The 25012-nt window shown below is 69.2% G+C and carries 20 protein-coding genes, 1 tRNA gene, 1 pseudogene and 1 riboswitch; of the genes and pseudogenes, 4 read left to right on the top strand and 18 right to left on the bottom strand.

The window, feature by feature from the left end; all coding sequences use genetic code 11:
* The first annotated feature begins 245 nt into the window (after nt 1-245).
* Nucleotides 246-1043, top strand: coding sequence for a hypothetical protein (locus tag OH768_RS20980; protein ID WP_406455777.1), 798 nt, complete (start codon nt 246-248; stop codon nt 1041-1043).
* A 182-nt stretch (nt 1044-1225) separates the two neighbouring features.
* Here OH768_RS20980 and OH768_RS20985 read toward each other — a convergent pair whose 3' ends face one another.
* Nucleotides 1226-1537, bottom strand: a complete 312-nt coding sequence (locus tag OH768_RS20985) for a hypothetical protein (protein ID WP_406455779.1) — start codon at nt 1535-1537, stop codon at nt 1226-1228.
* 102 nt (nt 1538-1639) lie between these two features.
* Between OH768_RS20985 and OH768_RS20990 the strand changes: the two genes are divergently transcribed.
* Nucleotides 1640-1870: a DUF4287 domain-containing protein gene (locus OH768_RS20990; protein WP_026178224.1), complete on the top strand. Its 231-nt coding sequence runs from the start codon at nt 1640-1642 to the stop codon at nt 1868-1870.
* 89 nt (nt 1871-1959) lie between these two features.
* Here OH768_RS20990 and OH768_RS20995 read toward each other — a convergent pair whose 3' ends face one another.
* From OH768_RS20995 to OH768_RS21010, 4 genes are all read right to left on the bottom strand, one after another.
* Nucleotides 1960-2847: a Bax inhibitor-1/YccA family protein gene (locus OH768_RS20995; protein ID WP_406455781.1), complete on the bottom strand. Its 888-nt coding sequence runs from the start codon at nt 2845-2847 to the stop codon at nt 1960-1962.
* Nucleotides 2848-3018: 171 nt separating this feature from the next.
* A complete protein-coding gene (locus OH768_RS21000; RefSeq protein ID WP_406455783.1) occupies nt 3019-4212 on the bottom strand; it encodes a 4-hydroxybenzoate 3-monooxygenase in 1194 nt (397 codons plus the stop codon).
* A gap of 120 nt (nt 4213-4332) precedes the next feature.
* Nucleotides 4333-5256 (bottom strand): class I SAM-dependent methyltransferase, encoded by a 924-nt coding sequence (locus OH768_RS21005; protein ID WP_406455785.1) that lies wholly within the window; start codon nt 5254-5256, stop codon nt 4333-4335.
* A gap of 44 nt (nt 5257-5300) precedes the next feature.
* Nucleotides 5301-5384 (bottom strand) — tRNA-Leu (locus tag OH768_RS21010).
* 427 nt (nt 5385-5811) lie between these two features.
* Here OH768_RS21010 and OH768_RS21015 point away from each other — a divergent pair.
* Nucleotides 5812-6582, top strand: a complete 771-nt coding sequence (locus OH768_RS21015; RefSeq protein WP_019066687.1) for an ABC transporter ATP-binding protein — start codon at nt 5812-5814, stop codon at nt 6580-6582.
* Between the two features lie 60 nt (nt 6583-6642).
* Nucleotides 6643-9171: an ABC transporter permease gene (locus tag OH768_RS21020; protein WP_406455788.1), complete on the top strand. Its 2529-nt coding sequence runs from the start codon at nt 6643-6645 to the stop codon at nt 9169-9171.
* A 55-nt stretch (nt 9172-9226) separates the two neighbouring features.
* On the opposite strand, the gene OH768_RS21025 is transcribed toward OH768_RS21020, so the two are convergent.
* The 13 genes and pseudogenes from OH768_RS21025 to OH768_RS21085 all read right to left on the bottom strand — a co-directional run bounded on the left by OH768_RS21025 (nt 9227) and on the right by OH768_RS21085 (nt 25006).
* Complete coding sequence (locus OH768_RS21025; protein WP_406455790.1) at nt 9227-10519, bottom strand: class I SAM-dependent methyltransferase; 1293 nt, start codon at nt 10517-10519, stop codon at nt 9227-9229.
* A gap of 211 nt (nt 10520-10730) precedes the next feature.
* Nucleotides 10731-12116 (bottom strand): NAD(P)/FAD-dependent oxidoreductase, encoded by a 1386-nt coding sequence (locus tag OH768_RS21030; RefSeq protein ID WP_406455792.1) that lies wholly within the window; start codon nt 12114-12116, stop codon nt 10731-10733.
* Between the two features lie 536 nt (nt 12117-12652).
* A complete protein-coding gene (locus OH768_RS21035) occupies nt 12653-13621 on the bottom strand; it encodes an exopolyphosphatase (protein ID WP_406465378.1) in 969 nt (322 codons plus the stop codon).
* A gap of 192 nt (nt 13622-13813) precedes the next feature.
* Nucleotides 13814-14218 (bottom strand): annotated as a pseudogene (locus OH768_RS21040) (DUF501 domain-containing protein); the annotation flags it as partial.
* A 62-nt stretch (nt 14219-14280) separates the two neighbouring features.
* Nucleotides 14281-14757, bottom strand: a complete 477-nt coding sequence (locus OH768_RS21045) for a septum formation initiator family protein (RefSeq protein ID WP_406455794.1) — start codon at nt 14755-14757, stop codon at nt 14281-14283.
* 126 nt (nt 14758-14883) lie between these two features.
* Nucleotides 14884-16170, bottom strand: a complete 1287-nt coding sequence (gene eno / locus OH768_RS21050; protein WP_033284339.1) for a phosphopyruvate hydratase — start codon at nt 16168-16170, stop codon at nt 14884-14886.
* 302 nt (nt 16171-16472) lie between these two features.
* Entirely contained in the window at nt 16473-17162 is a 690-nt protein-coding gene (locus OH768_RS21055) for a transglycosylase family protein (RefSeq protein WP_406455796.1), read from the bottom strand.
* Nucleotides 17163-17171: 9 nt separating this feature from the next.
* Nucleotides 17172-17345, bottom strand: a riboswitch (cyclic di-AMP (ydaO/yuaA leader).
* Nucleotides 17346-17538: 193 nt separating this feature from the next.
* On the bottom strand, nt 17539-18504 hold the full coding sequence (locus tag OH768_RS21060) for a transglycosylase family protein (RefSeq protein ID WP_406455798.1): 966 nt from the start codon (nt 18502-18504) through the stop codon (nt 17539-17541).
* Nucleotides 18505-18703: 199 nt separating this feature from the next.
* Nucleotides 18704-20011, bottom strand: coding sequence for a cytochrome P450 (locus OH768_RS21065; RefSeq protein WP_406455800.1), 1308 nt, complete (start codon nt 20009-20011; stop codon nt 18704-18706).
* Complete coding sequence (locus tag OH768_RS21070) at nt 20008-22377, bottom strand: hypothetical protein (RefSeq protein WP_406455802.1); 2370 nt, start codon at nt 22375-22377, stop codon at nt 20008-20010. The genes OH768_RS21065 and OH768_RS21070 overlap by 4 nt, the downstream gene beginning before the upstream one ends.
* A gap of 65 nt (nt 22378-22442) precedes the next feature.
* Nucleotides 22443-23462: a nucleoside triphosphate pyrophosphohydrolase gene (locus OH768_RS21075; RefSeq protein WP_406455804.1), complete on the bottom strand. Its 1020-nt coding sequence runs from the start codon at nt 23460-23462 to the stop codon at nt 22443-22445.
* 121 nt (nt 23463-23583) lie between these two features.
* Nucleotides 23584-24231, bottom strand: coding sequence for a SurA N-terminal domain-containing protein (locus OH768_RS21080; RefSeq protein WP_406455806.1), 648 nt, complete (start codon nt 24229-24231; stop codon nt 23584-23586).
* Between the two features lie 145 nt (nt 24232-24376).
* A complete protein-coding gene (locus OH768_RS21085) occupies nt 24377-25006 on the bottom strand; it encodes a hypothetical protein (protein ID WP_406455808.1) in 630 nt (209 codons plus the stop codon).
* Nucleotides 25007-25012: the final 6 nt, after the last annotated feature.

The following is a 25012-nucleotide window of genomic DNA, read 5'->3' on the forward strand; positions in this document are numbered from 1 at the left end:
TCAGACCCGGAACCCAGTAACCACCTGGGTTCCGGGCCGATTTGTGATCCAATCTCCCCCAGGATGTGACCTATCTCCCATCGAAGAGGGATTTCCCCAGGTCAGAACCGTTTCACCACCAAACATCGGGCCCAAAGTCCTGCCCGATTCGTGACGTTACGCACTGACAGTTGGTTAGTCCGCCCTTCAAGCTGATGTAGGAAGTCGGGGGTCGACTTTGAACCGGGAGTACGTCAGTGAGCGCCATGCCGATCGCTTTGCTGCTCACCACGGCCGCCACAGGCGCCGTGGGCGTCGCCGTCCTGCGCACCCTCTTGGTGCTCCGTCGACAGGTGGCGGACCTGCACACCGAACTGGCCGAGGGCCGGGCCGCCGCCGTACGGGCGCTCGTGCCCGCCGCCCGCAACCCTGCCGACGCGGACGAGATACGCGCCGCCGTGGCCGAGGCACTGGCCGAGGAGCGGGAGCGGGAACTGGCCGAGGCGCGCGCCTTCTGGGCCGCCCAGGAAGCCCGCGACACCGAGGTGCCGACCCTGCTGGGTCTGCCCGACAGCGAGCTGTTCATGCCCCGCCAGAGCGACTTCGTGGGCCTCGAACCGCTGGAGCCGGTGACCGAGCCGTTCACCGAACCCGACGAGTTCGCTGGGGGCACCCCCTCTGGGGGAGACTCCCCCGAACTGGCCGCCGCCCGCCGCCGCCACCCGTCCCACCCGGACTTCGTACCGGCCCAGTCACCCGTCGCGAACGACCACGAACGCACGGTCGCGACGCTGGAGGAACTGGCCGAGTCCGCCGTAGAACTGGCCGACGTCCGCCCCGGCCCGCTCGGCACGCTCGACGTCTACGTCTTCGTCGACGGCACCACCCTCTGCATGACCCCCGGCCACCGCGAAACCGCCGAACGCCTCGCCGCAGCTCTCCGCGCCGGCGAAACCCCGTTCCTCCTGGGCGGCTCGGGTGTCTCCGGCGCCTACACGCTGACGTTCGCGTGCGGCGAGGAGAACGTGTACATCCTGGCGGACAGGGTCATAGCGTCGCTTTGATTTCGAGTGCGGGCCGGTGGGGGCTGGTCGCGCAGTTCCCCGCGCCCCTAAAAACCGTACGCTCGCCGTGTCTTTCAGGGGCCCAGGGAGTTGCGCGCCTAAAACGCGGGCCCGCCGTGTTCTTTTAGGGGCGCGGGGAACTGCGCGACCAGCCACGACGGAGCCGCACCCGCCAACGCACCTCAGACACCCGCCCTCTTCTGCGCCTCCGCAACCAACCCGAGCGCCTCATCAACCTCGGCGTCATTCACCAGCACAACCGCCAAGTCATGCACAGCAACGGTGATTTGATCCGCCGCAGCGAACATCCCCGCATCCGGCATCTCCCGAGCATCAACGCCCGGCTCCTCGACGGCCTGCGCCCACCGAGCCATTTGCCTGGCCAGCGCCAGCGCCTCCGCCGCAGCGCCCCGCTGCAAACGGCTCTGCGGCGCAGCCCTGAGCCGGTCCGCGAAGTGATCCACCGCTTGAGTCAACCGCGTCGTATCCACCACGCCGCGAGACTACGCGTCGCACCGGGACTGTTGCCAACGGGCGAACGCTCAGGCACGGTGACTTGAAGGACCGGCTTACACCCCATGCGTCCGGAGGCGCCGATGTCCCAAGTGTTCTCCCAGGAGACCCATCGCAACCTGCTCGCCCGCATCCCCCACTGCACCGGTCGTGAAGTGTCCGACTGGCTGCGCACCGTCGACGAAGGCCCCGCCCTCTTCCGTTTCGAGGAGAAGGTCAGCTGGCTCCGCGCCGAGCACGACCTCGCGTACGGCCACGCCAAGGCGATCATTCACGAGTACGACCTGAGGAGGGCCGCGCGCAAACTGCTCTAGGCGCGCACCACAGACCGATCCACCACGGACATGACGAAGGGCCCCGGGAACGAACCCGGGGCCCTTTCGCGCGGTCAGCCTGCCGTCGGCTAGTCGTTGCTGTTGAGGATCGCGATGATCCGCAGGAACTCCATGTAGATCCACACCAGCGTCAGCGTGAGCCCGAAGGCCGCGAGCCACGCCTCTTCCTTCGGGGCGCCGTACGCGATGCCGTCCTCGACCTGCTTGAAGTCCAGGGCGAGGAAGCAGGCACCGAGGATGATGCCGACGATTCCGAAGAAGATGCCGAGCGGGCCGCTGCGGAAGCCGAGGCCGTCACCGCCGCCGAACACCGCGAACAGCAGGTTCACGGCCATCAGCAGGATGAAGCCGAGCGCGGCGGCCATCACGAAGCCGTAGAAGCGGCGGTTGACGCGGATCCAGCCCGCGCGGTACGCGATGAGCACACCGGCGAAGACCGCCATCGTGCCGATCACGGCCTGCATGGCCGCGCCGCTCGCGATGCGGTTGTCGACGACGCTGGAGACGACGCCGAGGAAGACGCCTTCCAGGGCGGCGTACGACAGGATCAGCGCGGGGGCGGGCTTGCGCTTGAAGGACTGGATGAACGCCAGCACCATCGCGACCAGCGCGGCGCCGATCCCGATGCCGTAGGAACGGCCGATGTGGGCGTCGTCGACCGGGAGCAGTACCCAGGCGAGCGCGGCCGTGACGATCAGCGTGCCGAGGGTGGTGCCGGTGCGCTGGACGACGTCGTCCATGGTCATCCGGCCGGTGGTGGCCGGGGCCTGGGGCGGTGCGCCCTGCTGCAGGTCCTGCTGGGCGTAGGGGTTCTGCGCGTACGGGTTGCCCTGGGCGTACGGGTTGCCCTGCGTGCCCACGGCGGGGCCCCCGGCCTGCGGCGCGGTGTTGAAGCCCGCGTAGCCGTTGTCGCGGCTGAACCCCCGTCGCGAGAAGACCGGGTTTCTGCTCCTCATTTCACTCCTCCATGGCCGCCTCGCGCGGCCTTGGCCTCAAGAGTAATAGGTAGGCAAAAGTTTGACCCTACCTCTTGGGGAGGATCTTCCCCTCGTCCTGACAAGGTACGCGGTGGACCGCATCCCCCGTGAACACTGGTACCAACCCGTGACGCCCGCCTTGGAAGGCCCTTATCCCTGTTCATCCGGTTCATCCAGGGGGAACCCGGTGTACGCCTCCGCGAGATCCGTCTCGGCCGCCCGCGAGGACGCGATCCGCTCCAGACGGGCCAGCTGGAGCCGCCCCTCGAAGGGCGTCGCGTCGGGCGCGCGGTGCAGGAGGCTCGTCATGTCGTAGGAGAACCGTTCGGCCTGCCACACCCGCCGCAGGCAGGTCGCGGAGTACGCGTCGAGCCGCTCCTCGCTCCCCGTCTTCTTCTTGTACGTCAGTGCCCGCGCGAAGGTGACGACGTCGCCGACGGCGAGGTTGAGGCCCTTGGCTCCGGTGGGCGGCACGATGTGTGCGGCGTCGCCTGCGAGGAAGAGCCGGCCGTGCCGCATCGGTTCGTGGACGTAGGAGCGCATGGGGGTGACCGACTTCTGGGTGATGGGCCCGCGGTCGAGTGTCCAGCCATCCTCCGTCTCGAACCGGCGCTCCAGTTCGTCCCAGATCGCGTCGTCGCTCCAGCTCTCGGCCTCCGCGTTCTCCTCCACCTGGAGGTAGAGACGGGAGACGGAGGGGGATCGCATGGAGAGGAGGGCGAAGCCGCGGTCGTGGCGGGCGTAGACGAGTTCGTCGTGCGAGGGCGCGACATCGGCGAGGATGCCGAGCCAGGCGTAGGGGTACGACCGTTCGAAGACGCGGGTCAGCTCGGCGGGGATCGCGTTGCGGGCGATGCCCCAGAAGCCGTCGCAGCCGACGACGTAGTCGCAGTCGAGGACGTCCTCGCGGCCGTGCTGCCGGAAGCGGACGCGCGGGCTGTCGGTCTCCGCGCCCTCCACCGCGAGCGCCTCCGCTTCGAACAACAGCGGTCCGCCGTCCGCGAGTTGAAGGGCGATCAGGTCCTTGCACACCTCGGTCTGCGCGTAGACGGTCACGCTACGGCCGCCGGTGAGGGCCGGGAAGTCCACTCGGTGCCGCTTCCGGTCGAACCGCAGCTCGATCCCGTCGTGCCGCAGCCCCTCCCGGTCCATCCGCTCCCCGGCCCCGGCCGCGCGCAGCACGTCGACGGTCCCCTGTTCCAGGATCCCGGCCCGCTGCCGGTGCTCGACGTACTCCCGGTCCCGGCTCTCCAGGACGACCGAGTCGATACCGGCGTTGTGCAGCAGCCGGGCGAGGAGAAGTCCGGCGGGGCCGGCTCCGATGATGCCGACGGTGGTACGCATCGGGGGTCCCTTCGAGTGCGGGTCGTTCACTGACGTGTGTTCACATAGTGGCGTGTTCGCATAGTGAAATTTACTTCACCTATCTGGCCGCCTCAGTCTCCGACCGGCCAGGCCGGACTGTCAACGGTTCGCGGGGGAGCCCTTTCGGGTGGTGTCGAGCTGGAAGTGCCAGACGACGGCGAGCGGGGAATCATCGAGGGCCGCGGCCGACGCCTCCGGGCACCAGTGGTGCAGGTCCCAGGACGGGTGGGTCGGGAGCGGGTCCGGGGCGGTGCCGGGGGTGAGGGAGCCGAGAGGGCGGCGGGGTTCCTCGCAGTGCCGGACCTGGAAGCCCAGCGGGAGGGCCGCGGTGAGGTAGGCGCTGAGCGGGCGGTGGTACTCGTCGAGGAGGGACGGGCGGCCGTCCGGGCCGGGGCGACGGGGCAGGGTCGGCCGGAGGTAGGACGCCAGGAGGTGGGCGTCCGAGATGACGAGGTGTCCGCCGGGACGCAGGACGCGCGCGAACTCCCGTAATACCGGGGCAAGTTCGGGTACGTGAGTCAGGGCGAGCGCGCACACGACGGTGTCGACCGCGCCGTCCGGAAGCGGGAGCCGGTGCAGGTCGGCCTCGCGGAAGTCGACGTCCGGCAGGCGCTCGCGGGCCCGGGCGAGCATGTCCGGCGAGGCGTCGACGCCGATGACCTGGTGGCCGAGTTCGTGCAGGTAGGCGGTGTGGCGGCCGGTGCCGCAGGCCGCGTCCAACGCCGTGCCGACGGGCAGGCCGTCCAGGACGCGCCGGACAACGGGCTGCTCGACGTCGATCATCTGGTTGCCGGGGGCGTCGTAGTGCGGTGCCCAGTCCTGGTAGACCTCGGCCGTGCCGACCGTGCCCGGTTCCGCCGTGACCCCCTCGGCGTGCGCAAGGGCGGGTGTGTCCAACAGGGTGCGGATCTCGGCGATCCGCGCCTCGACGAACGCCCGGTCGGCGCCGCCCTCGCGGAAACCGCGGAGCAGGGCGGCACCCTCGACGCCCAGCAGGTATCCCAGGGGGCTCAGATACGTCACGGCAACACACCGTTCCCGCAGGTCACAGTCAGTGACCACGATAGTGCCCGGAGCCGGACTTGAACCGGCACGCCCGCGAAGGGGCAGCGAGGTTTAAGCTCGCCGTGTCTGCATTCCACCATCCGGGCAGGCCGTGGGCTCCGCATCGAGGTTCCGAGCCTATCGGGGCGCGTCTCCCCAACAGCGGGCGGGCGTACCGATGTTGTCTTATTTTATTGATGTCTGAGGGTTCATCAGACCGTGGAAAGAGCCATCAGCACTTGCCAATAGCCTTGCGTGCGGTGTGGGGGCGTGTATGCGGAATGACGGAATTTCACCGCCCGAACGAGGGTGCTCCACCGGTTCTTGACCTGGGCCTGACTCAGGGGTCGTAGCGGTGCTGTCCTCGGGGCTCGCCTCGGGGGCGGTCCTCATCCCCAGGTATGACAGCGCCGCGTGCTGTCCGACTGAAGGCTGCCCCCGGAACCGGAACAGCGGGTGACTACACGGCGGGATACGGCCGGAAGGATGGGACGCGTCCCCAGCAACACCGTCGTCCCGACAGGAGTGCCTTCCGTGACCACCACCCCCATCGCCGACCGGACCACCTCAGTGGCCGCGCGCGCCACGGATCTTTCCAAGATCTACGGACAGGGCGAGACCCAGGTGGTCGCCCTCGACCAGGTCTCGATCTCCTTCCGGCAGGCCGAGTTCACAGCGATCATGGGCCCCTCGGGGTCCGGCAAGTCCACCCTCATGCACTGCGTGGCCGGCCTGGACACGTTCTCGTCCGGCTCCGTCCGCATCGGTGACACGGAGCTGGGCTCCCTGAAGGACAAGCAGCTCACGAAGTTGCGCCGGGACAAGATCGGTTTCATCTTCCAGGCGTTCAACCTGCTGCCGACGCTGACGGCCCTGGAGAACATCACGCTCCCCATGGACATCGCGGGCCGCAAGCCCGACAAGGAGTGGCTGGACTCGGTGATCCGGATGATCGGTCTCTCCGACCGGCTCAAGCACCGGCCCTCCCAGCTCTCCGGCGGCCAGCAGCAACGCGTCGCCGTGGCAAGGGCGTTGGCCTCCCGCCCCGACATCATCTTCGGCGACGAGCCGACCGGAAACCTCGACTCCCGCTCCGGCGCCGAGGTGCTGGGCTTCCTGCGCAACTCCGTACGGGAGCTGGGGCAGACGGTCGTCATGGTCACCCACGACCCGGTGGCCGCGGCCTACGCCGACCGGGTGGTCTTCCTCGCGGACGGGCGCATCGTCGACGAGGTCTTCGAGCCCACGGCGGACTCGGTGCTCGACCGAATGAAGCGTTTCGACGCCAAGGGCCGTACCAGCTGAGCCCGAGCCCGAGTCTCCTGACGCTCCCTCACCTCTCGTACACCTGGACTGAGTAGACCCATGTTCCGAACCGCCTTGCGCAACGTACTCGCGCACAAGGCCCGGCTCCTCATGACCGTGCTCGCCGTGATGCTCGGCGTCGCGTTCGTGTCGGGGACCCTGGTCTTCACCAACACCATCTCGAACGCCTTCCAGAACAGCTCGGCCAAGGGCTTCGACCAGGTCGACGTCGCCGTCCAGGCCAAGCACCAGGACAGCGAGGGCGACGCGGTCGGCAAGACGCCCGAGCTGACCCAGGCCATGCTCGACACCAGCGCGAAGGTGCCGGGCGCCGCGTCCGCGACCGGTGTCGTCAACGGCTTCACCGCCATCGCCGACAAGAAGGGCAAGCTCATCGGCGGCGGCTTCCAGTCCGAGGGCGGCAACTACTGGGGGGACAAGGACGCCCGCTATCCCCTCAAGTCCGGTGCCGCGCCCCATGGTTCGGGTGAAGTCGCCATCGACTCCGAGACCGCGAAGCGCGCCGGATACAAGGTCGGCGACACCGTCCGCATCTCGGTCGACGGCCCGGTGCTGACGCCCAGGATCACCGGCATCTTCACCACCGACGACGGCAATGTCGCCGCCGGCGGCAGCCTCGCCCTCTTCGACACGGCCACCGCGCAGAAGCTGTTCGGCAAGGCGGGGACGTACGACGAGATCGATGTGAAGGCCGCGGCCGGGACGAGCCAGGCGGCGCTGAAGTCCGCGCTGGACCAGGCCCTCCCCAAGGGGCAGACGGAGACCACCACCGCCCAGAAGCTCGCCGACGACCAGGCCAAGACGATCGCCTCCTCGATGAGCGGCCTGAAGTCGGGGCTGCTGGTCTTCGCGGGCATCGCGCTCTTCGTCGGCACGTTCATCATCGCCAACACCTTCACCATGCTGGTCGCCCAGCGCACCAAGGAACTGGCCCTGCTGCGCGCGGTCGGCGCCTCCCGCCGGCAGGTCACGCGGTCGGTGCTGCTGGAGGCGTTCGTGGTCGGCGCGGTCGCCGCCGTGGCCGGTCTGGTGGCCGGTATCGGCATCGGCGCCGGGCTGCGCGCGCTGATGGGCACGATCGGCGCGACCGTCCCGGACGGCCCGCTGATCATCACCTCGGGCACGGTGCTGAGCGCCCTCGCGGTCGGCATCCTCATCACCATGCTCGCCGCCTGGCTGCCAGGGCGCCGGGCCGCGAAGATCCCGCCGGTAGCCGCGATGAGCAGCGTGCACGCGACGGCCACCACCAAGTCCCTGGTGCTGCGCAACACGCTCGGCGCGCTGTTCTCCGGCGCGGGCATCGCGGTCGTCATCGCCGCCACGTCGATGAACGGCTCGGACGGCCAGGCACCCATGGGGATCGGCGCCGTCCTGCTGATCATCGGGGTGTTCATCCTGACCCCGCTGCTGTCCCGCCCGCTGATCGCGGCGGCGGCCCCGGTCCTGCGGATCTTCGGGATCTCTGGCAAGCTGGCCCGCCAGAACTCGGTGCGCAACCCGCGCCGCACGGCCGCCACCGCCTCCGCGCTGATGATCGGCCTCACCCTCATCACCGGTATGACCGTGATGGCGGGCAGCCTCCAGCAGGCGATCGACAAGATGGCCTCGTCCGCGATCAGCGCCGACTACATCGTCTCGATGGCGAACGGCAACGAACTCTCCGCCGACGTGGACAAGACCCTCACCACCACCTCCGGCGTCACCGCCACCAGCCCGCTGCGCAACTCCCCCTCGCGCATCGACGGCGAGACCGAGTTCCTCACCGGGGTCAACGGCTCGGCGATCGGCAGGCTCACCGACCTCAAGGTCGACAGCGGCACCTTCAAGGTCGCCGGCACTCAGGTGGTCGTGGACGACGACACGGCCAAGTCCCATGGCTGGAAGGCGGGTTCGACCTTCACCACGCACTACGAGGACGGCAAGGCACAGCAGCTGACCGTCTCCGCGGTCTATGAGGGCAACGCGCTGATCCGCGGCATCATGCTCGACAACGCAATGCTCTCCCCGCACCAGACCGACCCGGCCGACATGCAGATCCTCGTCAAGACCGCGGACGGCGCGTCGAGTTCGACGAAGGACAGGCTGGAGAAGGCCCTCGGCTCCAACCCGGCCGTCAAGGTCGAGGACAAGAAGGACCTCTCGAACAGCATCGCGCAGGTCTTCACCCTGATCCTCAACATGGTCTACGGCCTGCTCGCCATGGCGGTGATCGTCGCGGTCCTCGGGGTCATCAACACCCTTGCCATGTCGGTCTTCGAGCGCTCGCAGGAGATCGGGATGCTGCGCGCGATCGGCCTGGACCGCAAGGGCATCAAGCGGATGGTCCGCCTGGAGTCCCTGGTCATCTCGCTCTTCGGCGGGGTGCTCGGCCTCGGCCTGGGCGTCTTCTTCGGCTGGGCGGCCGGTGAGTTGATCGGCGCGAAGATGTCGACGTACGAACTGGTCGTCCCCTGGGCCCGGATGGCGCTCTTCCTGCTCCTGGCGGGCACGGTAGGCGTCCTGGCGGCGCTGTGGCCGGCCCGGCGGGCGGCGAAGCTGAACATGCTGTCGGCCATCAAGTCCGAGTAGCCGCACATGAGTTGGGGCCCCGTTCCGATGCGGAACGGGGCCCCTTGCCGTTGGCTCAGTTCCAGGTGCGGGCGCGCAACGGCATTCCGGAGCCGCCCGGTTCGGGGGTCCGGACGGCCAACACCTGGTTGACTCCTATGCGGTTGCGCTCGAAGCCGAGCGCGGAGGCCGCCATGTAGAGGCGCCACACCCGGGCCCGCCCGGCGCCGACGAGCCCGACCGCGCGCCGCCACTCGGCCTCCAGGTTGGCGACCCAGCGGCGCAGGGTGAGCGCGTAGTGCTCGCGGATCGCCTCGACGTCCCGCACCTCGAACCCGGCGCTCTCCAGCTGGGTCACGGTGGTGCCGATCGGGGCGAGTTCGCCGTCGGGGAAGACGTACGCGTCGATGAACTCGTCGATGTCATATGCCGATTCGTCCTGCCACGGGCGGCGGGCGATCTGGTGGTTGAGCAGCCGCCCGCCCGGTCTGAGCAGTGCGAAGAGGACCCTCGCGTACTCCAGGTACCGTGCGGAGCCCACGTGTTCGGCCATGCCGACGGAGGAGACGGCGTCGTAGGGCCCGTCGGCGACGTCGCGGTAGTCCTGGACGCGGATCTCGACCTTGTCGGTGAGCCCCTCCTCGGCGACGCGCTTACGGGCGTAGGCCGCCTGTTCCTGCGAGAGGGTCACGCCGACCACGCTCACGCCGTACTCGCGGGCCGCGTGGATCGCCATCGAACCCCAGCCGCAGCCGACGTCCAGCAGTCGCTGACCGGGCGTCAACTCCAGCTTGCGGCAGATGAGTTCGAGCTTGTCGCGCTGTGCGTCCTCCAACGTGCCGTCCGGGGACTCCCAGTAGGCACACGAGTAGACCATGGACGGCCCGAGGACGATCTCGTAGAAGTCGTTGCCGACGTCGTAGTGGTGGCTGATGGCGCGTTTGTCGGTGCGCTTGGTGTGGAGGTGGGCGCGGCTGCGGCGGACCTCCTCCGGGGGCGGGGCGGGCGGCAGCGGGAGTCCGGCGAGCTTCACCAGTCCGCGGGCGGCGGACCGGACCTCGGGGTCGCGCAGGGCCTGGGCGAGGCCGCGGGCGTCGGCACCGCGCTCCCACACCAGCGAGGACATCACGTCCAGGGCCGCGTACAGGTCGCCCTCGATGTCCAGGTCCCCGGCGACCCAGGCACGCGCCATGCCCAGTTCGCCGGGCTTCCACAGGAGTCGGCGCAGGGCGCGGCGATTGCGTACGACCAGGGCCGGCGCATCGGGCGGCCCGGCCTCGGAACCGTCCCAGGCGCGGATGCGCACCGGGATGGGGGTTCCCAGTAGCTGTTCGAAGAGGGATTTGAGCCGCAGCGCGGCATCAGCCATGGCGCACACCTCCGTGACGCGGATCCCGGAATTGTCCATCACTACGTAAACACCGACCAGGCCCGATCGCAGTCCGGCTTGAGCATTACGAGTAGGCAAAACAGATGTAGAGGACATGTAGACGCGGGGCGCCGGGAACGCCGAAGGGGCCGCCCGCACCACGGATGGCGGACGGCCCCTTCGGGCGTGCTTCAGGGGTGACCGGAGGGGGTCAGGAGGCCTTGGCCTTCTCCTCGGTCTTCGCGGCGGCGGCCGGGGCCGGCGCCGGCTTGGCGGCCTCGTAGAACTCCTCGCGGGGGTTCTCCATGGCGCCGAGGGACACGACCTCGCGCTTGAGGAACATCGCGAGCGTCCAGTCGGCGAAGACGCGGATCTTGCGGTTCCAGGTCGGCATCGCCAGACCGTGGTAGCCACGGTGCATGTACCAGGCGAGGCGGCCCTTGACCTTGATCTTCACCTTGCCCATGACGATCATCGCGACGCCCTTGTGGAGGCCGAGGCCGGCCACGGCGCCCTTGTTGGCGTGCGAGTACTCCTTCTGCGGGAAGCCCCGCATACCGGAGATCACGTTGTCGCCGAGGACCTTCGCCTGGCGCAGCGCGTGCTGGGCGTTCGGCGGGCACCAGGCGTTCTCGACACCGGCCTTGCGGGCGGCGATGTCGGGCACCTGGGCGTTGTCGCCGGCGGCCCAGATGTAGTCGGTGCCGGTGACCTGGAGGGTCGGCTGCGCGTCGACGTGACCGCGCGGGCCGAGCGGGAGGCCGAAGCGGGAGAGCACGGGGTTCGGCTTGACGCCGGCCGTCCAGACGATCGTGTTGGAGTCGACCTCAAGGCCGTTCTTGAGAACGACGTGACCGTCCACGCACGAATCCATGGAGGTCGAGAGGTAGATCTCGATCCCGCGGCTCTCCAGGTGCTCCTTGCCGTAGAGGCCGAGCTTGGGGCCGACCTCCGGGAGGATCTTGTCGGCGGCGTCGACGAGGACGAAGCGCATGTCCTCGCGGGAGACGTTGGTGTAGTACTTGGCCGCGTCCCGGGCCATGTCCTCGACCTCACCGATGGTCTCCGCACCGGCGAAACCGCCGCCGATGAAGACGAAGGTGAGCGCCTTGCGGCGGATCTCCTCGTCGGTGGTGGAGTCGGCCTTGTCGAGCTGCTCAAGAACGTGGTTGCGCAGGCCGATGGACTCCTCGATGCCCTTCATGCCGATGCCCTGTTCGGCGAGGCCGGGGATCGGGAAGGTGCGGGAGACCGCGCCCATCGCGATGACCAGGTAGTCGAAAGGCAGCTCGTACGCCTCGCCCACGAGGGGGGCGATCGTGGCGACCTTGCGGTCCTGGTCGATGGTGGTGACCCGGCCGGTGAGGACCTCCGCCTTCGGCAGCACGCGTCGCAGCGGGACGACGACGTGCCGAGGGGAGATGCTGCCGGCGGCGGCTTCGGGGAGGAAGGGCTGGTAGGTCATGTACGACCGGGGGTCGACGACCGTGACGGTCGCCTCGCCGTAGCGCATCTTCTTGAGAATGCGCCGAGCTGCGTACAGGCCTACGTACCCACCGCCTACTACGAGGATCCTGGGACGCTCCGTGGTGCTCATGCCATCGAGTATCCACCTGCCCCTGGGGGGTCGCTCGTGCGCCCCTTCACAAGCTTCCACAGGGGCTGTGTTATCCTCCGCGACTCGCATGATCCAGGTCACCTCGCGCGAGGGGAACCACGGTGCGGTTCGCCCCGTTGTCAAGGCCGCGTGAGCTGCTCCTCTGTCCCACCGAACCCCCTGGACCACACCTCCGCGACACCCTCCCGAAACTCCCCCGAATCACTCCCGTACCGGCCCACTGAACACGCTCCCGAGCCCGCCGGGGCCCCGGACGGGCCAACCGGGGCCCTTTCCTCGTCCAACAGGGCCGAATTCCTTGTGAAGAACTTCACGAACTTTTCCGCGGGCGTGTCATCGAGGGGCTCACGAGGCCCCCTCGGACCCGCTCATACGTTGTCCGACCTGCTCAGCCGTAGCCTACTGGACAGTAACATGTGGCGGTCGGACGAGACCGCTCACACCAGGGGCCACAGCTGCGTCCTCCGCCGACCGCCCGGCCATACGCCCAAGGCGACGCCGTCGAGGACCGCCGCCTATCGCGACTCGGCCGCCGTAGAGAAAGCGATCCCGTCAAGAATGTCGTGCTCGCTCACCACGACCTCCGTCGCGCCCGTTCGCTCCATGATCGAGAGGAGTACGAGGGCGCCCGCGCCGATGACGTCGACACGGCCCGGGTGCATGGAGGGGATCGCGGCGCGTTCGGCGTGGGTGGAGTGGAGGAGGGAGTCCGTGATCTCTCGGACTCGGTCGTAGGAGACGCGGGAGTGGTGGATGGCCTCCGTGTCGTACTCGGGGAGGTTCTGGGCGATTGCCGAGACCGTGGTGACCGAGCCGGCCAGGCCGACCAGGGTGCGGGCCTCGCGCAGCGGGACGGTCTTCCCGGCGAGGTCGAGGGCCTCCTCGATGTCCGCGCGCATCGCCGCCACCTGCTCCGGGGTCGGCGGGTCCGTGACCTTGCCGTCGCGGACGAGGTGGCGCTCGGTCATGCGGACGCAGCCGATGTCCACGGAGCGGGCCGCGCGGACCTGGTCGTCGCCGACCACGAACTCCGTGGAGCCGCCGCCGATGTCCACGACGAGGTAGGGCTTGGCCAGGTCGTCGCGGCCCCTCAGTTCCTTGGTCGCGCCGGTGAAGGAGAGTTCCGCCTCCTCGTCGCCGGTGATCACTTCCGGTTCGACGCCCAGGATGTCCAGGACGCCCCGGACGAAGTCCTCGCGGTTCGAGGCGTCCCGGGAGGCCGACGTGGCCACGAAGCGGACCTTGTCGGCGCCCTTCTCCCGGATCACCTCCGCGTACTCACGGCAGGCCGCGAACGTCCGCTCCAGCGCCTCCGGGGCCAGCCGGCCGGTCTTGTCGACGCCCTGGCCGAGCCGCACGATCGTCATCCGGCGGTCCAGCTCCCGCAGTTCACCCGTGGCCGGGTTCACGTCCGCGACGAGCAGCCGGATGGAGTTCGTACCGCAGTCGACCGCCGCGACACGGCTGAAACCCTCGGCGAGCAGCGGGACGTAGGAGTGGAAGGTGCTGCGGATCGCGGTGGGGTCGGCGGCCTCGGCGGGCAGTTCGTCGGCGGGGTCGGGGGCCGCCAGCGGCTGTACGCACGGGCCCTTCGCCCACCACTCCGGCAGCATCGCGAGCGCCTCGTCGCCGAGCGGGTTGACTCCCGGGCCCGCGGCCAGGGAGTGGCCCACGAGGACGTGCAGGCACTTCACGCGGTCCGGCATGCCGCCCGCGCTCGGGAAGCCCTCCAGGACCTCGATGGCGTCGCGGCGCGCGATGTAGTCCTCGTGCGCGGCACGGTACGCGGCGGCCAGTTCGGGGTCCGTCTGCAGCCGGGCCGTCATCTCCTTCATGACGCCGTTCGCCTCAAGCGTGCCGATCGCCGAGGCGGCCTTCGGGCACGTCAGGTAGTACGTCGTCGGGAAGGGCGTGCCGTCGGGGAGGCGGGGGGCCGTCTCCACCACGTCGGGCTGTCCGCACGGGCAGCGGTGCGCGATCGCGCGCAGGCCGCGCGGCGGGCGCCCGAGCTGCTGCTTGAAGGCCTCGACATCCGCGTCGGTGGGCTCGGTGCGCGGAGTGGACGGCGGGGGCGTTTCCATGACTGTCTTCAGGACGTCTTTCTATGGGTCAGTTCTCACTGGTGGTTCTCAACCGGTGGTTCTCACTGGTCGGAGGCGTCGGACTTGTCGACGCCGTCCCAGACGTTCGAGTACCAGGGACGGTCGGCCGCCCCCAGCTCGGCGCGCGACTGCTTGGCCGCGTCCGGGTCGATCACGATGTAGCCCGTCTCCCCGGGCATCACATAGTGCAGCCGCTGCCGGATCTGCTGTTCCGCGTACGAGTCGTCCTGCCAGCGTGCCTTGAGGTCGCGGAGCTGCTCGACGCGCTGCCGGGCCTGCTCCTGCTGCCGCTGGAGGTTGGAGATCTCGGCGCGCTGGGAGACGTACTGCCTTATCGGGTACGCCAGCGCCACGATCAGCGAGCACAGCACCAGGGCGAGGAGGGCCGCCCGGCCGGTGAGCCGGGAGCGGCGGGCCTGCCGTTTGGTCTGGGAGCGGTAGACACGGGCCGCCGTCTGCTCGCCGAGCAGCTTGAGCCTGGTCGTGGTGGAGAACCGGTCCCGGTCCTTCACGGCCATGTCCCGCCTCCCCTTCACACGTGCGTACGTCCCCGCACACGGTACGGGACCGGGTGCGGGGACGTACGTACGACTGGCTAAGGATTGACCCGGTGGGCTCCTGGCGTGGTCAGCCCGTTACCGGTCTCAGCCCTTGAAGCGCGGGAAGGCGCTGCGGCCCGCGTACTCCGCCGCGTCGTCGAGGATCTCCTCGATGCGGAGCAGCTGGTTGTACTTGGCGACGCGGTCCGAGCGGGCCGGGGCGCCGGTCTTGATCTGGCCGCAGTTCACCGCGACGGCGAGGTCGGCGATGGTGGTGTCCTCGGTCTCGCCGGAGCGGTGGGACATCATGCACTTGAAGCCGTTGCGCTGGGCCATCTCGACGGCGTCCAGGGTCTCGGTCAGCGAGCCGATCTGGTTCACCTTGACGAGCAGGGCGTTGGCGGTGCCCTCCTCGATGCCGCGGGCGAGACGCTCGGGGTTGGTGACGAAGAGGTCGTCGCCGACGATCTGGACCTTGTCGCCGATGCGGTCGGTGATGACCTTCCAGCCGGCCCAGTCGTCCTCGTACAGCGGGTCCTCGATGGAGACGAGCGGGTACGCGGAGACGAGCTCCTCGTAGTACTCGGTCATCTCGGCGGCCGAGCGGGACTTGCCCTCGAACTCGTACTTGCCGTCCTTGTAGAACTCGGACGCGGCGACGTCGAGCGCCAGCCCGATCTGCTCGCCGGGGATGTAACCGGCCTGCTTGATGGCCTCGATGATGAGGTCGAGGGCGGCGCGGTTGGACTCCAGGTTCGGGGCAAAGCCGCCCTCGTCGCCGAGGCCGGTGGACAGGCCCTTGGTCTTCAGCACCTTCTTGAGGGTGTGGTAGACCTCGGCGCCCCAGCGCAGCGCCTCGGAGAAGGACTCCGCGCCGATCGGGGCGATCATGAACTCCTGGATGTCCACGTTCGAGTCGGCGTGCGAGCCGCCGTTGAGGATGTTCATCATCGGAACGGGCAGCAGGTGCGCGTTCGGGCCGCCCAGGTAGCGGAAGAGGGGCAGGTCGCTGGCCTCGGACGCGGCGTGCGCCACGGCGAGGGAGACGCCGAGGATGGCGTTGGCGCCGAGCGAGCCCTTGTTGTCGGTGGCGTCCAGGTCGAACATCGCCTGGTCGATCAGGCGCTGCTCGGTGGCGTCGTAGCCGACGAGCTCCGGGCCGATCTGCTCGATGACGGCGAGAACGGCCTTCTCGACACCCTTGCCGCCGTAGCGGTTGGGGTCACCGTCACGCAGCTCGATGGCCTCGAAGGCACCCGTGGAGGCGCCGGACGGAACGGCGGCACGACCCGTGCTGCCGTCGTCGAGGCCGACCTCGACCTCGACCGTGGGGTTGCCTCGGGAGTCCAGGATTTCCCGGGCTACGACGACGTCGATGGACGGCACGAGCATCTCCTTCTTGGGGTCTGACGCGGCTACGGCAACACCGCAGCGGCTCTGCGAGACGAGCCTAACCGGCTCGGGGCGATTGGCCATCCGGTCGGCCGCCTGATGGACAGAACCGAGAGTAAATTGTTTCCGAACGGAACAAAAAGGTTCCCTGAAGCGGAAACAAAAAAGCCCCGCCCCGGTGCGTACGGGGGAACACGCACCGGAGCGGGGAGCCCGTGGGGGACGGGGGTGACCCTCACGAGGTCTCCATGATGGAGTCCACGGTTGTGAGGGCGCTGTGGTTCAGCTGAGAGGCCTGTATGTCACTTCAGGTGAAGCTGCTGGCCCGGGTAGATGAAGTCGGCGTCGTCGATGATGCTCTTGTTCAGCTTGAACAGCTGCTGCCAGCCGCCCTTGACCTTGTGCTTCTCGGCGATGGAGCTGAGGGTGTCGCCCTTGACGACCTTGTACTCGCCGTCACCCTTCTTGACCTTCTTGCCGGTCGGGGTGGAGACGGTCTTCTTGGCGGCCGGGCGCTCGGCGGAGCGGGAGGCGGTCGTGCTGGACGTGGAGCGCTCGGTGGTGCTCTTGGAGGAGCTGTTCGAGCTGCTCGACGAGCTGGAGCTGCCGCCGGAGTAGGTGGCGCTCGACAGGCCGGTGCCGCAGACGGGCCAGGCGCCCTTGCCCTGGGAGGCGAGAACCTTCTCCGCCACGGCTATCTGCTGGGACTTGGAGGCCTGGTTCGCGGTGGAGGCGTAGGCGGTGCCGCCGTACGCGGCCCACGTCGAGGCGGAGAACTGCAGGCCGCCGTAGTAGCCGTTGCCGGTGTTGATGGACCAGTTGCCGCCGGACTCGCACTGGGCGACGGTGTCCCACTCCGAGGCGGTGGCGGCGGAGGCGTTGCCGGCCGCCATGAGCGGGGCGGCGATGGCGACGCCGGTCACGCCGGCGAGCGTGGCGACGCGGGTGGCCTTGGACGGACGGCGGTGCTTGCCCTTGCTGGAAAACAGCATGGAAAATCCCAATCCCCTCACCGACGCCTGCGAGGTGAGCTGTCGGGTTCGGGCCGTGTGAGTTGCCCGGCCGCGCACCTCACGGTGCGCGACTTAACCCCAAGCCGGTTCCGGTCGTCTCTCAACTCCCGGGCCCGGCACTTACCTTGGGTCCCCCGCTCCTGCCTACGGCGCTTGACGCGACGAATGTTCCCGGAGGCCGCTGGCAGGACTCGGCGTGTGCGGCAGCCGGGGCTCGTGGTGACGAGCGGCCTTGACCGTAGACAGGGAAACCACGGAATTTCAAAGACGATCAGGGCTTCTGAGACTCATCCCACACTTTCACCAAAGCGGACATTCGGCGCGAAGTATGACGTGAACTCCCGCTGTTTTGCTGCTACTTTCCGCCCGTTTCAGCACTGACGTCCAAGGTCTGACCGGCGACAATCGCGGTCGGATCGGCGCCTATCACCTTTTTGTTCTCGGCATAGAGCGCGCGCCATCCGCCGCCGAAGTCAAGGGAGTCGGCGATCGACGCGAGGGAGTCGCCGGCGCGGACGGTGTAGGTCTGCGGCACCGCACCCTCCTCGGCACTCGCTCCGCGGTGCTTGCCGGTGGTCTGCTGCTCGACCCCTTGGTCGGCGGCGCCGTCGAGCGCGCCGGTGTCGACGAGGCTCCACTTACCCACCGCCTGCTCCGAATTGTCCGATTCATCGAGTTTCGGAGATGCGGTGGTCGAGCTGTCGTCCGCCGAAGGGGTGGTGGACTTGTCGGACTTAGTGGGATTGTCCGTTGCGGAGGGAGTGGGGCTCTGCGAGTCGCTGCCGGACGAGTCGGAGGGAGTCGGTTCCGTGTTGCCGGAGTCGGACAGCCCGAACGATCCGGAGGCACCGGAAGAGTCGGAGGAGTCCGAAGAACCCGAGGAGCCTGACGAGCTGGTCGACGGCGAGTCGCTCGCGACGCCGGTGTCGACGTTCGCCGAGCCCGAGGTCGCGGTGAGGCCGGAGAGCAGCGCGCAGGTGATCCACGCGGAGGTGCCCTTGGCGTCGAGGATCTTCTCGGCGACGGCTATCTGCTGGGAACGGCTGGCGAGGTCGGCGGTCGGGGCGTAGTCCTCGCCGCCGTACTTGTTCCAGTCGTCCTGGGTTATCTGGAGCCCGCCGTAGTGGCCGTTGCCGCTGTTCTCGCTCCAGGAGCCGCCGGTCTCGCATTCGGCCACCTTGTCCCAGGTGGTGCCGTCGGCGGCGTTCGCGGCGGCGGCGCCGAGGAGGGGGATGGCGATGGCGGAGCCGGTCACGCCGGCCGCGACGAGGATTGCCGGAGCCTGACGGGGGCGACGGTGACGACCGTTCCCGGAGAGCATGCGGAGGCCTTTCGCGTGACGACTGGGAGAGCACGCGGCGGGTGCTGCGGGGCGCCGCGCTGGTACGTGAACGTAGCCGCAGTCGATCACTTGTCACAAGTTAATGCCACGTAGATCACGTGAAGATCACAGAGTTGAGGAACTGTCATCTTCGGGTTTACAGGGCGAGATGGCCTGTTCGGTCGGGTTCGGTCCGGGATTACGGGGTTGGTGTGCCCTCCCGTGGGGTGAACTCCACAGGCAGGGTGCGCAGTCCGCGCATGATGAGGCCACCGCGCCAGCGCAAGTCGGCCGGATCCGCCGCGAGTTGGAGGTCGGGCAGGCGGGTGAGGAGGGTGGCGAGCGCGGTCTGCCCCTCCAGGCGGGCGAGCGGGGCGCCGAGGCAGTAGTGGATGCCGTGGCCGTAACCGAGGTGTTGATTGTCACGCCGTCCGAGATCGAGGACATCGGGATCGGCGAACCGTTCCGGATCGCGGTCCGCGGCGGCCAGTACGACGAGTACGGGGTCGCCGGCCGCGATGTCCTGCCCGCCGAGGGTGAGGGGGCGGGTGGCGAAGCGCCAGGTCGCCAGCTCCACCGGGCCGTCGTAGCGCAGGAGTTCCTCGACGCCGGTTTCGAGGAGGTCGTGTTCACCGGCGGCCAGGGACTTCTCCAGGCGGACGCGCTGCTCGGGGTGGGTGAGGAGGGCGTACGTACCGTTGCCGATGAGGTTGACGGTCGTCTCGAAGCCGGCGAAGAGCAGGATGAAGGCCATCGCCGCGGCTTCGTTCTCGGTGAGGTGCTCGCCTTGGTCGGAGGCGCGGATGAGGGCGGAGATGAGGTCTTCGCCGGGGAGTGGATCCGGGCTGTCGGAAAGGGCCGCGCGCTTGCGGTGGATGAGGTCGGCGAGATAGCCGCGCATCTTCTTCACGGACCGCGCGACGCCACCCCTCGGTCCGCCCCCGTGCCGGATCATCATGCCCGCCCAGTCCCGGAAGTCGTCCTGGTCCTCGCGGGGGACGCCGAGCAGGTCGCAGATGGCGTAGATGGGGAGCGGGAAGGCGAAGTCGTGGATGAGGTCGGCGGAGCCGCTCCCCGCGAACTGGTCGATGAGATGGTCCGTCAACTCCTGCACCCGGGGTGCGAATTCGGCCACCCGGCGGGGTGTGAACGCCTTGCTGACCAACCGTCGGAGCCGGGTGTGGTCCGGCGGGTCGATGTTGAGGAGATGCGTCATCAACTCGGCCTTGCGCTCGCCCGGGATACCGGTCTTGCCCTTGGCGTGGGCCGGTTCGTCGTGATGCGCGGGGTTCTTGGACAGCCGCGGGTCGGCGAGCGCCTGCTTGGCATCGACGTACCGGGTGACCAGCCAGGCCTCCACACCGCTGGGGAGCCGTGTCTTGTGCACGGGGGCGTGCTCACGGAGCCAGGCGTAGGCGGGGTAGGGGTTGGTGGCGAACTCCCAGGTGAAGAGTTCGGGGGCGGGGGCGGAGGGGTGGGGGTGCGGCTGGGCTGGCTGGTCTGTCACTCCTTGACGGTATCTGGGGTGGGGGCGCGCTCCGCGAGAGCCTTCAGGGCGGCGGGGTGTCCCATGTCGGCGGCTTTGCGGTACCAGGTTGCGGCTTCGTCGGGCTTGTCCTGCTTCTCGAGAAGGGTGGCGAGAAGGTAGGCGCCGTAGGAGTCGCCGGACTCGAAGGCCTTCTCGTATTGGGCGCGGGCTTTGTCGGGGTGGCCCTGTTTTTCCAGTACGACGCCGTGGTGGGCGATGTCTAGGGGCCAGCCGTCGGTGTCCGCGAAAAACTCCACGGCGTCCGCCAAGGACTCCGGCTCACACTTCAGCAGCCACTGCAGGTGTCCTGCCCGCTCATTGCCGTCGCTCGCCGCGCGCGCCAGCCATACCTCGGCTTTCTCGGGGTCGTTGCACAGGAGATACCTCAAGCCCGCACTCAGGGCGACCCCGGTGTATGCCGTGCTCGCCAAGTCGGCATAGTTGGCGCCCGCGGCTTCGACGTCCCCCTTCCCGAGCAGCACATCGCCCAACCGCTGCGCCGCCTCCGGGTTCCCCTGCTCAGCCCCGGCCCTCAGCCATCCTTCCGCCCGCTCCAACAAGAGTTTGGCAAGCAGCGTCGCCGCGTCACCGTCCCCGGCTTCGGCGGCCGACTCCAGGAAGGGTTCCGCCGCCCTGTGCTCACCGCGCTCCGCAAGCAGCCGCCCAAGGTGCCCGGCAGCCCCGGCCCGCCCCGCTTCCGCGGCCCGCCGGAGCCAGGACTCTGCCTTCTCTCCCTCCCCGAGGCTCTCTTCGAGCAAGCCGAGGGCGTGCATGGCCGGCGCGTCCCCCGCCTCGGCCGCGCGCAGATACGCCGTCCGCGCCCCGGCGGCAACGCTCTCGACGTCGTACGCCGCCGAGTTCGCCCGCGCCTCCTCCAACGCATGGCCCCACACCCAACCGGTGACGGGCGGGAACATCTCGTCCTGTTCCGCCGTGTGCACGAAATACGGCAACACGTCCGCGAACGGCCTGTTCTCCCGTTCGCTGCATCTCAGCGTGCTCAGCACCCCGTACCGCCTCTGCCCGGCCCACTCCCAGGCGTCGCCCAGGGACTCCCGCTCCAGCCCCTCGATGCCGTACTCCTCGTGCACCGTCACCAACAGGTCCTGCGGCAAAGGCCCCTTCAGTCCGCACCGGGCCAGATCAATCGCCGCTCGCACCAGCGCGTACGCGCGGGGGTGCCGTTCGCGGTTCGGGGCGAGCTGCCAGTCGTTCCAAAGGCGGGGGCCGATGGCCAGATAGGTAGCGACGCCCACCGCGCCGCACTCGCGGGCCGCCTCAGCAAGCCGGGGATCCTCCGTCTCCCCCGCCCGCTTCAGTTCAGCGGGCCCCCAGCCGCGAGGAAGTTCAACAAGTTGCGCCTGGCTCAGCAGCCGGCCCTTCGCGGACGTCCCGACATACTTCTCGTACGCCTCCTCCCGCATCGTCGCCAGTACGACCGCCTCCAGGCCGGTCAGTTGGGACAGCAACCGCGGCTCCAGGCCACCGGTCCCCAGATGGTCGTCGAGGTCGTCCAGCCAGACGACACACCGTTCCGTCCGGCCCCGCAGCAGCGCGGGCAGCTTCCGCAGTTCCTCGTGCTGGGCGGGCGCGAACACCCTGTGGTCGGGGAGCACTTGAGCCATGGCAGCCAGCGCGGTACGCGACTTGCCCGCGTACGCCGGCCCGAGGACGACCACCAACCCGCCTTCCGAACCCGCCTGCTCCAACGCCGAGTTGACCGTCCCGTCCTGGTCCCTGGGCACATACGGCGGCAGCGCGGGCAGCCCCTTCACTCTCCGGGTCGGCCGGACCCCGTGCGTCCGCGGCTCGATGTCCTTCGCCAATGGCCAGTCCAGCGGGCCTGGTTGGGCATCCCCCGGGGGCGGGGCCCCGTACGTGTTGCTCACGTGCTGGACGCCGACGAACTGTCCGTTGAAGGTACCGCTGCGGAAATCGAGGAGGTCTCCGCCGGTGGGCTCGGGCAACGGGGGCAGGCTCGTCGATTGGCCGGTGTCGAGAAGGGTGCCGTCTTTGGGCACGAGGAGCGCGTTCGGGCCGAACCGATCGATGAGGGCGCGGAGTTCGTCGGTCGCCATGGGGTTGGACGACCGCCGGATTCCCTCAAGTAGTTGACGACGCCACAGTGCCATCTGCGCAATGCTCGGTGACGTTCCCCTCCCCCCGTTGACAGTGGCGAGGTCCTGCCCATACGTATCCAGTCCGCGCCGGGCGAACCAGACGACGAACTCGGCCCGGACCGCCACCCAGTCCGTCCAGCTGGGCGATCCCAAACCCCACACCAACACATCGACCGCCTCATCGGCCAGCCGCTCCAACTCCCCGTCGTCCACGCGCTCCCCCACACCCGAAACCGTCCCTGAGCCAACGGTACTGAGCCCAAGCCCCCTCCCCCGCACAACCCGTTACATCACACCCCGGCTCCGCCCCCCTCAGCCTCCCTGATCGCATCCCGATAAGCCCGCCCCGCCGCCCGCAAGGCCGCCTCCGGATCCACGCCGTCCGCCTCGGCACGCACCGCCAGCGCGAGCAGCTCGTAACCGATGCCGTCCCCCTCCGGCAGAGGCAGCGGCACCTCAAGTCCCGCCGTACGCACACGCGATGCCAGCTTCGCCGCGAGCGCCAGACCGGGCTGGCCCATCGGGATTCCCTCGGTGATGGAGGTTCGGCGCTTCTCCTCGGCCTTCGTGCGCAGCCAATGTGCCTTGACCTCCTCGGGAGTTGACGCGGTCTCGTCGCCGAAGACGTGCGGGTGGCGGTGGATCAGCTTGGTGACGATGCCGCCGGCCACGTCGTCGATCGAGAAGGGGGTGTCGGGGTCCTCCTCCGCGATGCGGGCGTGGAAGACGACCTGGAGGAGGACGTCGCCCAGTTCCTCGCGCAGTTCGTCGCGGTCGCCCTCCTCGATCGCCTCGACGAGTTCGTACGCCTCCTCGATGCCGTACTTCGCCAGGCCCTTGTGGGTCTGCTGGGAGGACCACGGGCACTCGGCGCGGATGCGGTCCATGACCTGGACGAGGTCGAGGAGGCGGGCGCCCGGCAGGTCGTAGGAGGCGGGGAGGAGTTCCAGCTCGGGCATGTGGACGCGGCCGGAGCCGGCGAGGCGGGCCAGGCCGTCGGTCAGCGCCGGTTCGCCCTCGCCCGTGGCCACGATCACCACCGTGTGGCCGCCGTCGCAGGCGGCGACCAGTTCCTCGGCGGTCGGGGACGCCTCGACGACGGTTATGCCGGCCTCGCTCAGATACGGCAGCTGCGGATGCGCAGCGTCCGCGCACAGCACGCGGTCGGCGGTGCGCAGCGCCTCCCAGGCGGGCCAGGACAGCAGGCCGGGGGCGACCCGGTGGCTGGTGGTGAGCAGGACGATGCGGCCAGGAGCGGGGGTGGGCGCGGGAGCGGGGGTGCTCTCGGGACCAGGCGTGGTTGCGTTCACACATCGAACGTAACCCACGCCGCCGACAGTCCCACGAGTTGTCCACAGGCCGGTGGGCAGCCCTGCGGATGCCGTTGTCCGCCGTACCCGGACCGGCCCCTCCGGAGAAGGCGCCGTACCGTTACGCCGACTCCTGCGTCTGCGCCGCCGTGACCTCGCGTACCCACGGCGTCTTCGCGTCGACGCGGCTGCTCTTCTCCACGTCCCAGGTGCCGAAGCGCGGGTTGAGGTCGACGTGGAGTTCCTTGGAGGCGGTCGACAGGGCCTTCCAGAAGGCGGGCTGGCTGGTGTCGGTGCCGAGTTTCGCGGCGAGTTTGCGGCCCTCGACCTGGAGGCGGAGGTTCTCGTCGAGGCGCTGCGGCGCGACGGCGTACTGTGCGAGCCAGGTCGCCTCCAGGGCCTTGGAGCCGCCCGCCTGCTGGGCGAGGGCGGCCCGCATGTCCTGGATGTCCTTGCGGGTGACCGTGACGTCGGCGTCCTGGGCGGCGCGGTGCACGACCTGGTCGAAGACCATGCCGTAGAGCGTCTCGCGGGTGAGGCCGCCGGTGGTGGCGATGGCCCGCACGTACTGTGCCTGGTCCTGGACGGCCGCCCGCTGTGCCACGCGCACCTCGTTGACCCGGCTCTGCAACTGCGCGACGGTGATGCGCTGCCCGCCGACGACGGCCGCCGCGCCGGGATGCGCTTCGCTTCCGCAGGCGGTCAGGGCGGGGGCCGCGGCGGCGATCACGGCGGTGAGGACGAGCGCGGTGCGACGGCGGCGGTGCAAGGGAGCCTCCCGTTGGAGATTGTGCGACGGTGCACAAAGTCTTGCGGTGATCGATGTTAGGCAGTGGGTCGCCTGTGGCCAACCCATTCGACCAACGATTCACCAGGACTTCGGGCACCGGCACGCACCGGCACGCACGCGTGCGCTAGTTCCGCGCGTCCACCGCTCGTTCCACGGCCGCGGTGACTGCCGCGCGGAGCCCGTCGCCGGTGGGTACCCAGGACACGTTCGTGGCGGTCTTGTCCGCGCTGCCGCTGCCGCCGCCCACGAGCACGAAACCGACCTTCGCGTAGCGCCCCGTCGTCTCCTGCGCCGCCTTCACCTCGACGCCGCCCACCGCGAGGACGACCTCGCAGGAACTCTGGAGCATGGCGTTGAGGAAGGGGCGCGCGTTCGCGGTGCTCTGTTCGCCGGTCACCGAGGAGTAACTCACGCGCGTGTGCGTCCTGAGTGAGGCGTCCTGCATGCCCCGCCAGACCGTGGCGGCGGTGGTGCCGTTGATGCCCTGGTGGTCGGTGAGCAGGCAGGCGTCGGTGTCGGTGTAGTGCCGGGCCCGGGTGGCGGGGATCGGCGGGCGGCTGTCGTGCCTGGAGAGGACGATTCCGGTCACGATCACCGCGAGGACGACGGCGAGCGCTGTCGCGATCATGGCGATGGTGCGACCGCCGAGCGCGCGCAGCCCGGCCACCGTGACACGCCCCACGCGCGTGAGCCGTCGCTGTCTCTCCGCCGGGACCGGACGCGCCTGCGTGACCTGCCGGACCTGCTTGCTCATGTACCG

Source organism: Streptomyces sp. NBC_01622, assembly GCF_045209635.1.
Classification (GTDB): Bacteria; Actinomycetota; Actinomycetes; order Streptomycetales; family Streptomycetaceae; genus Streptomyces.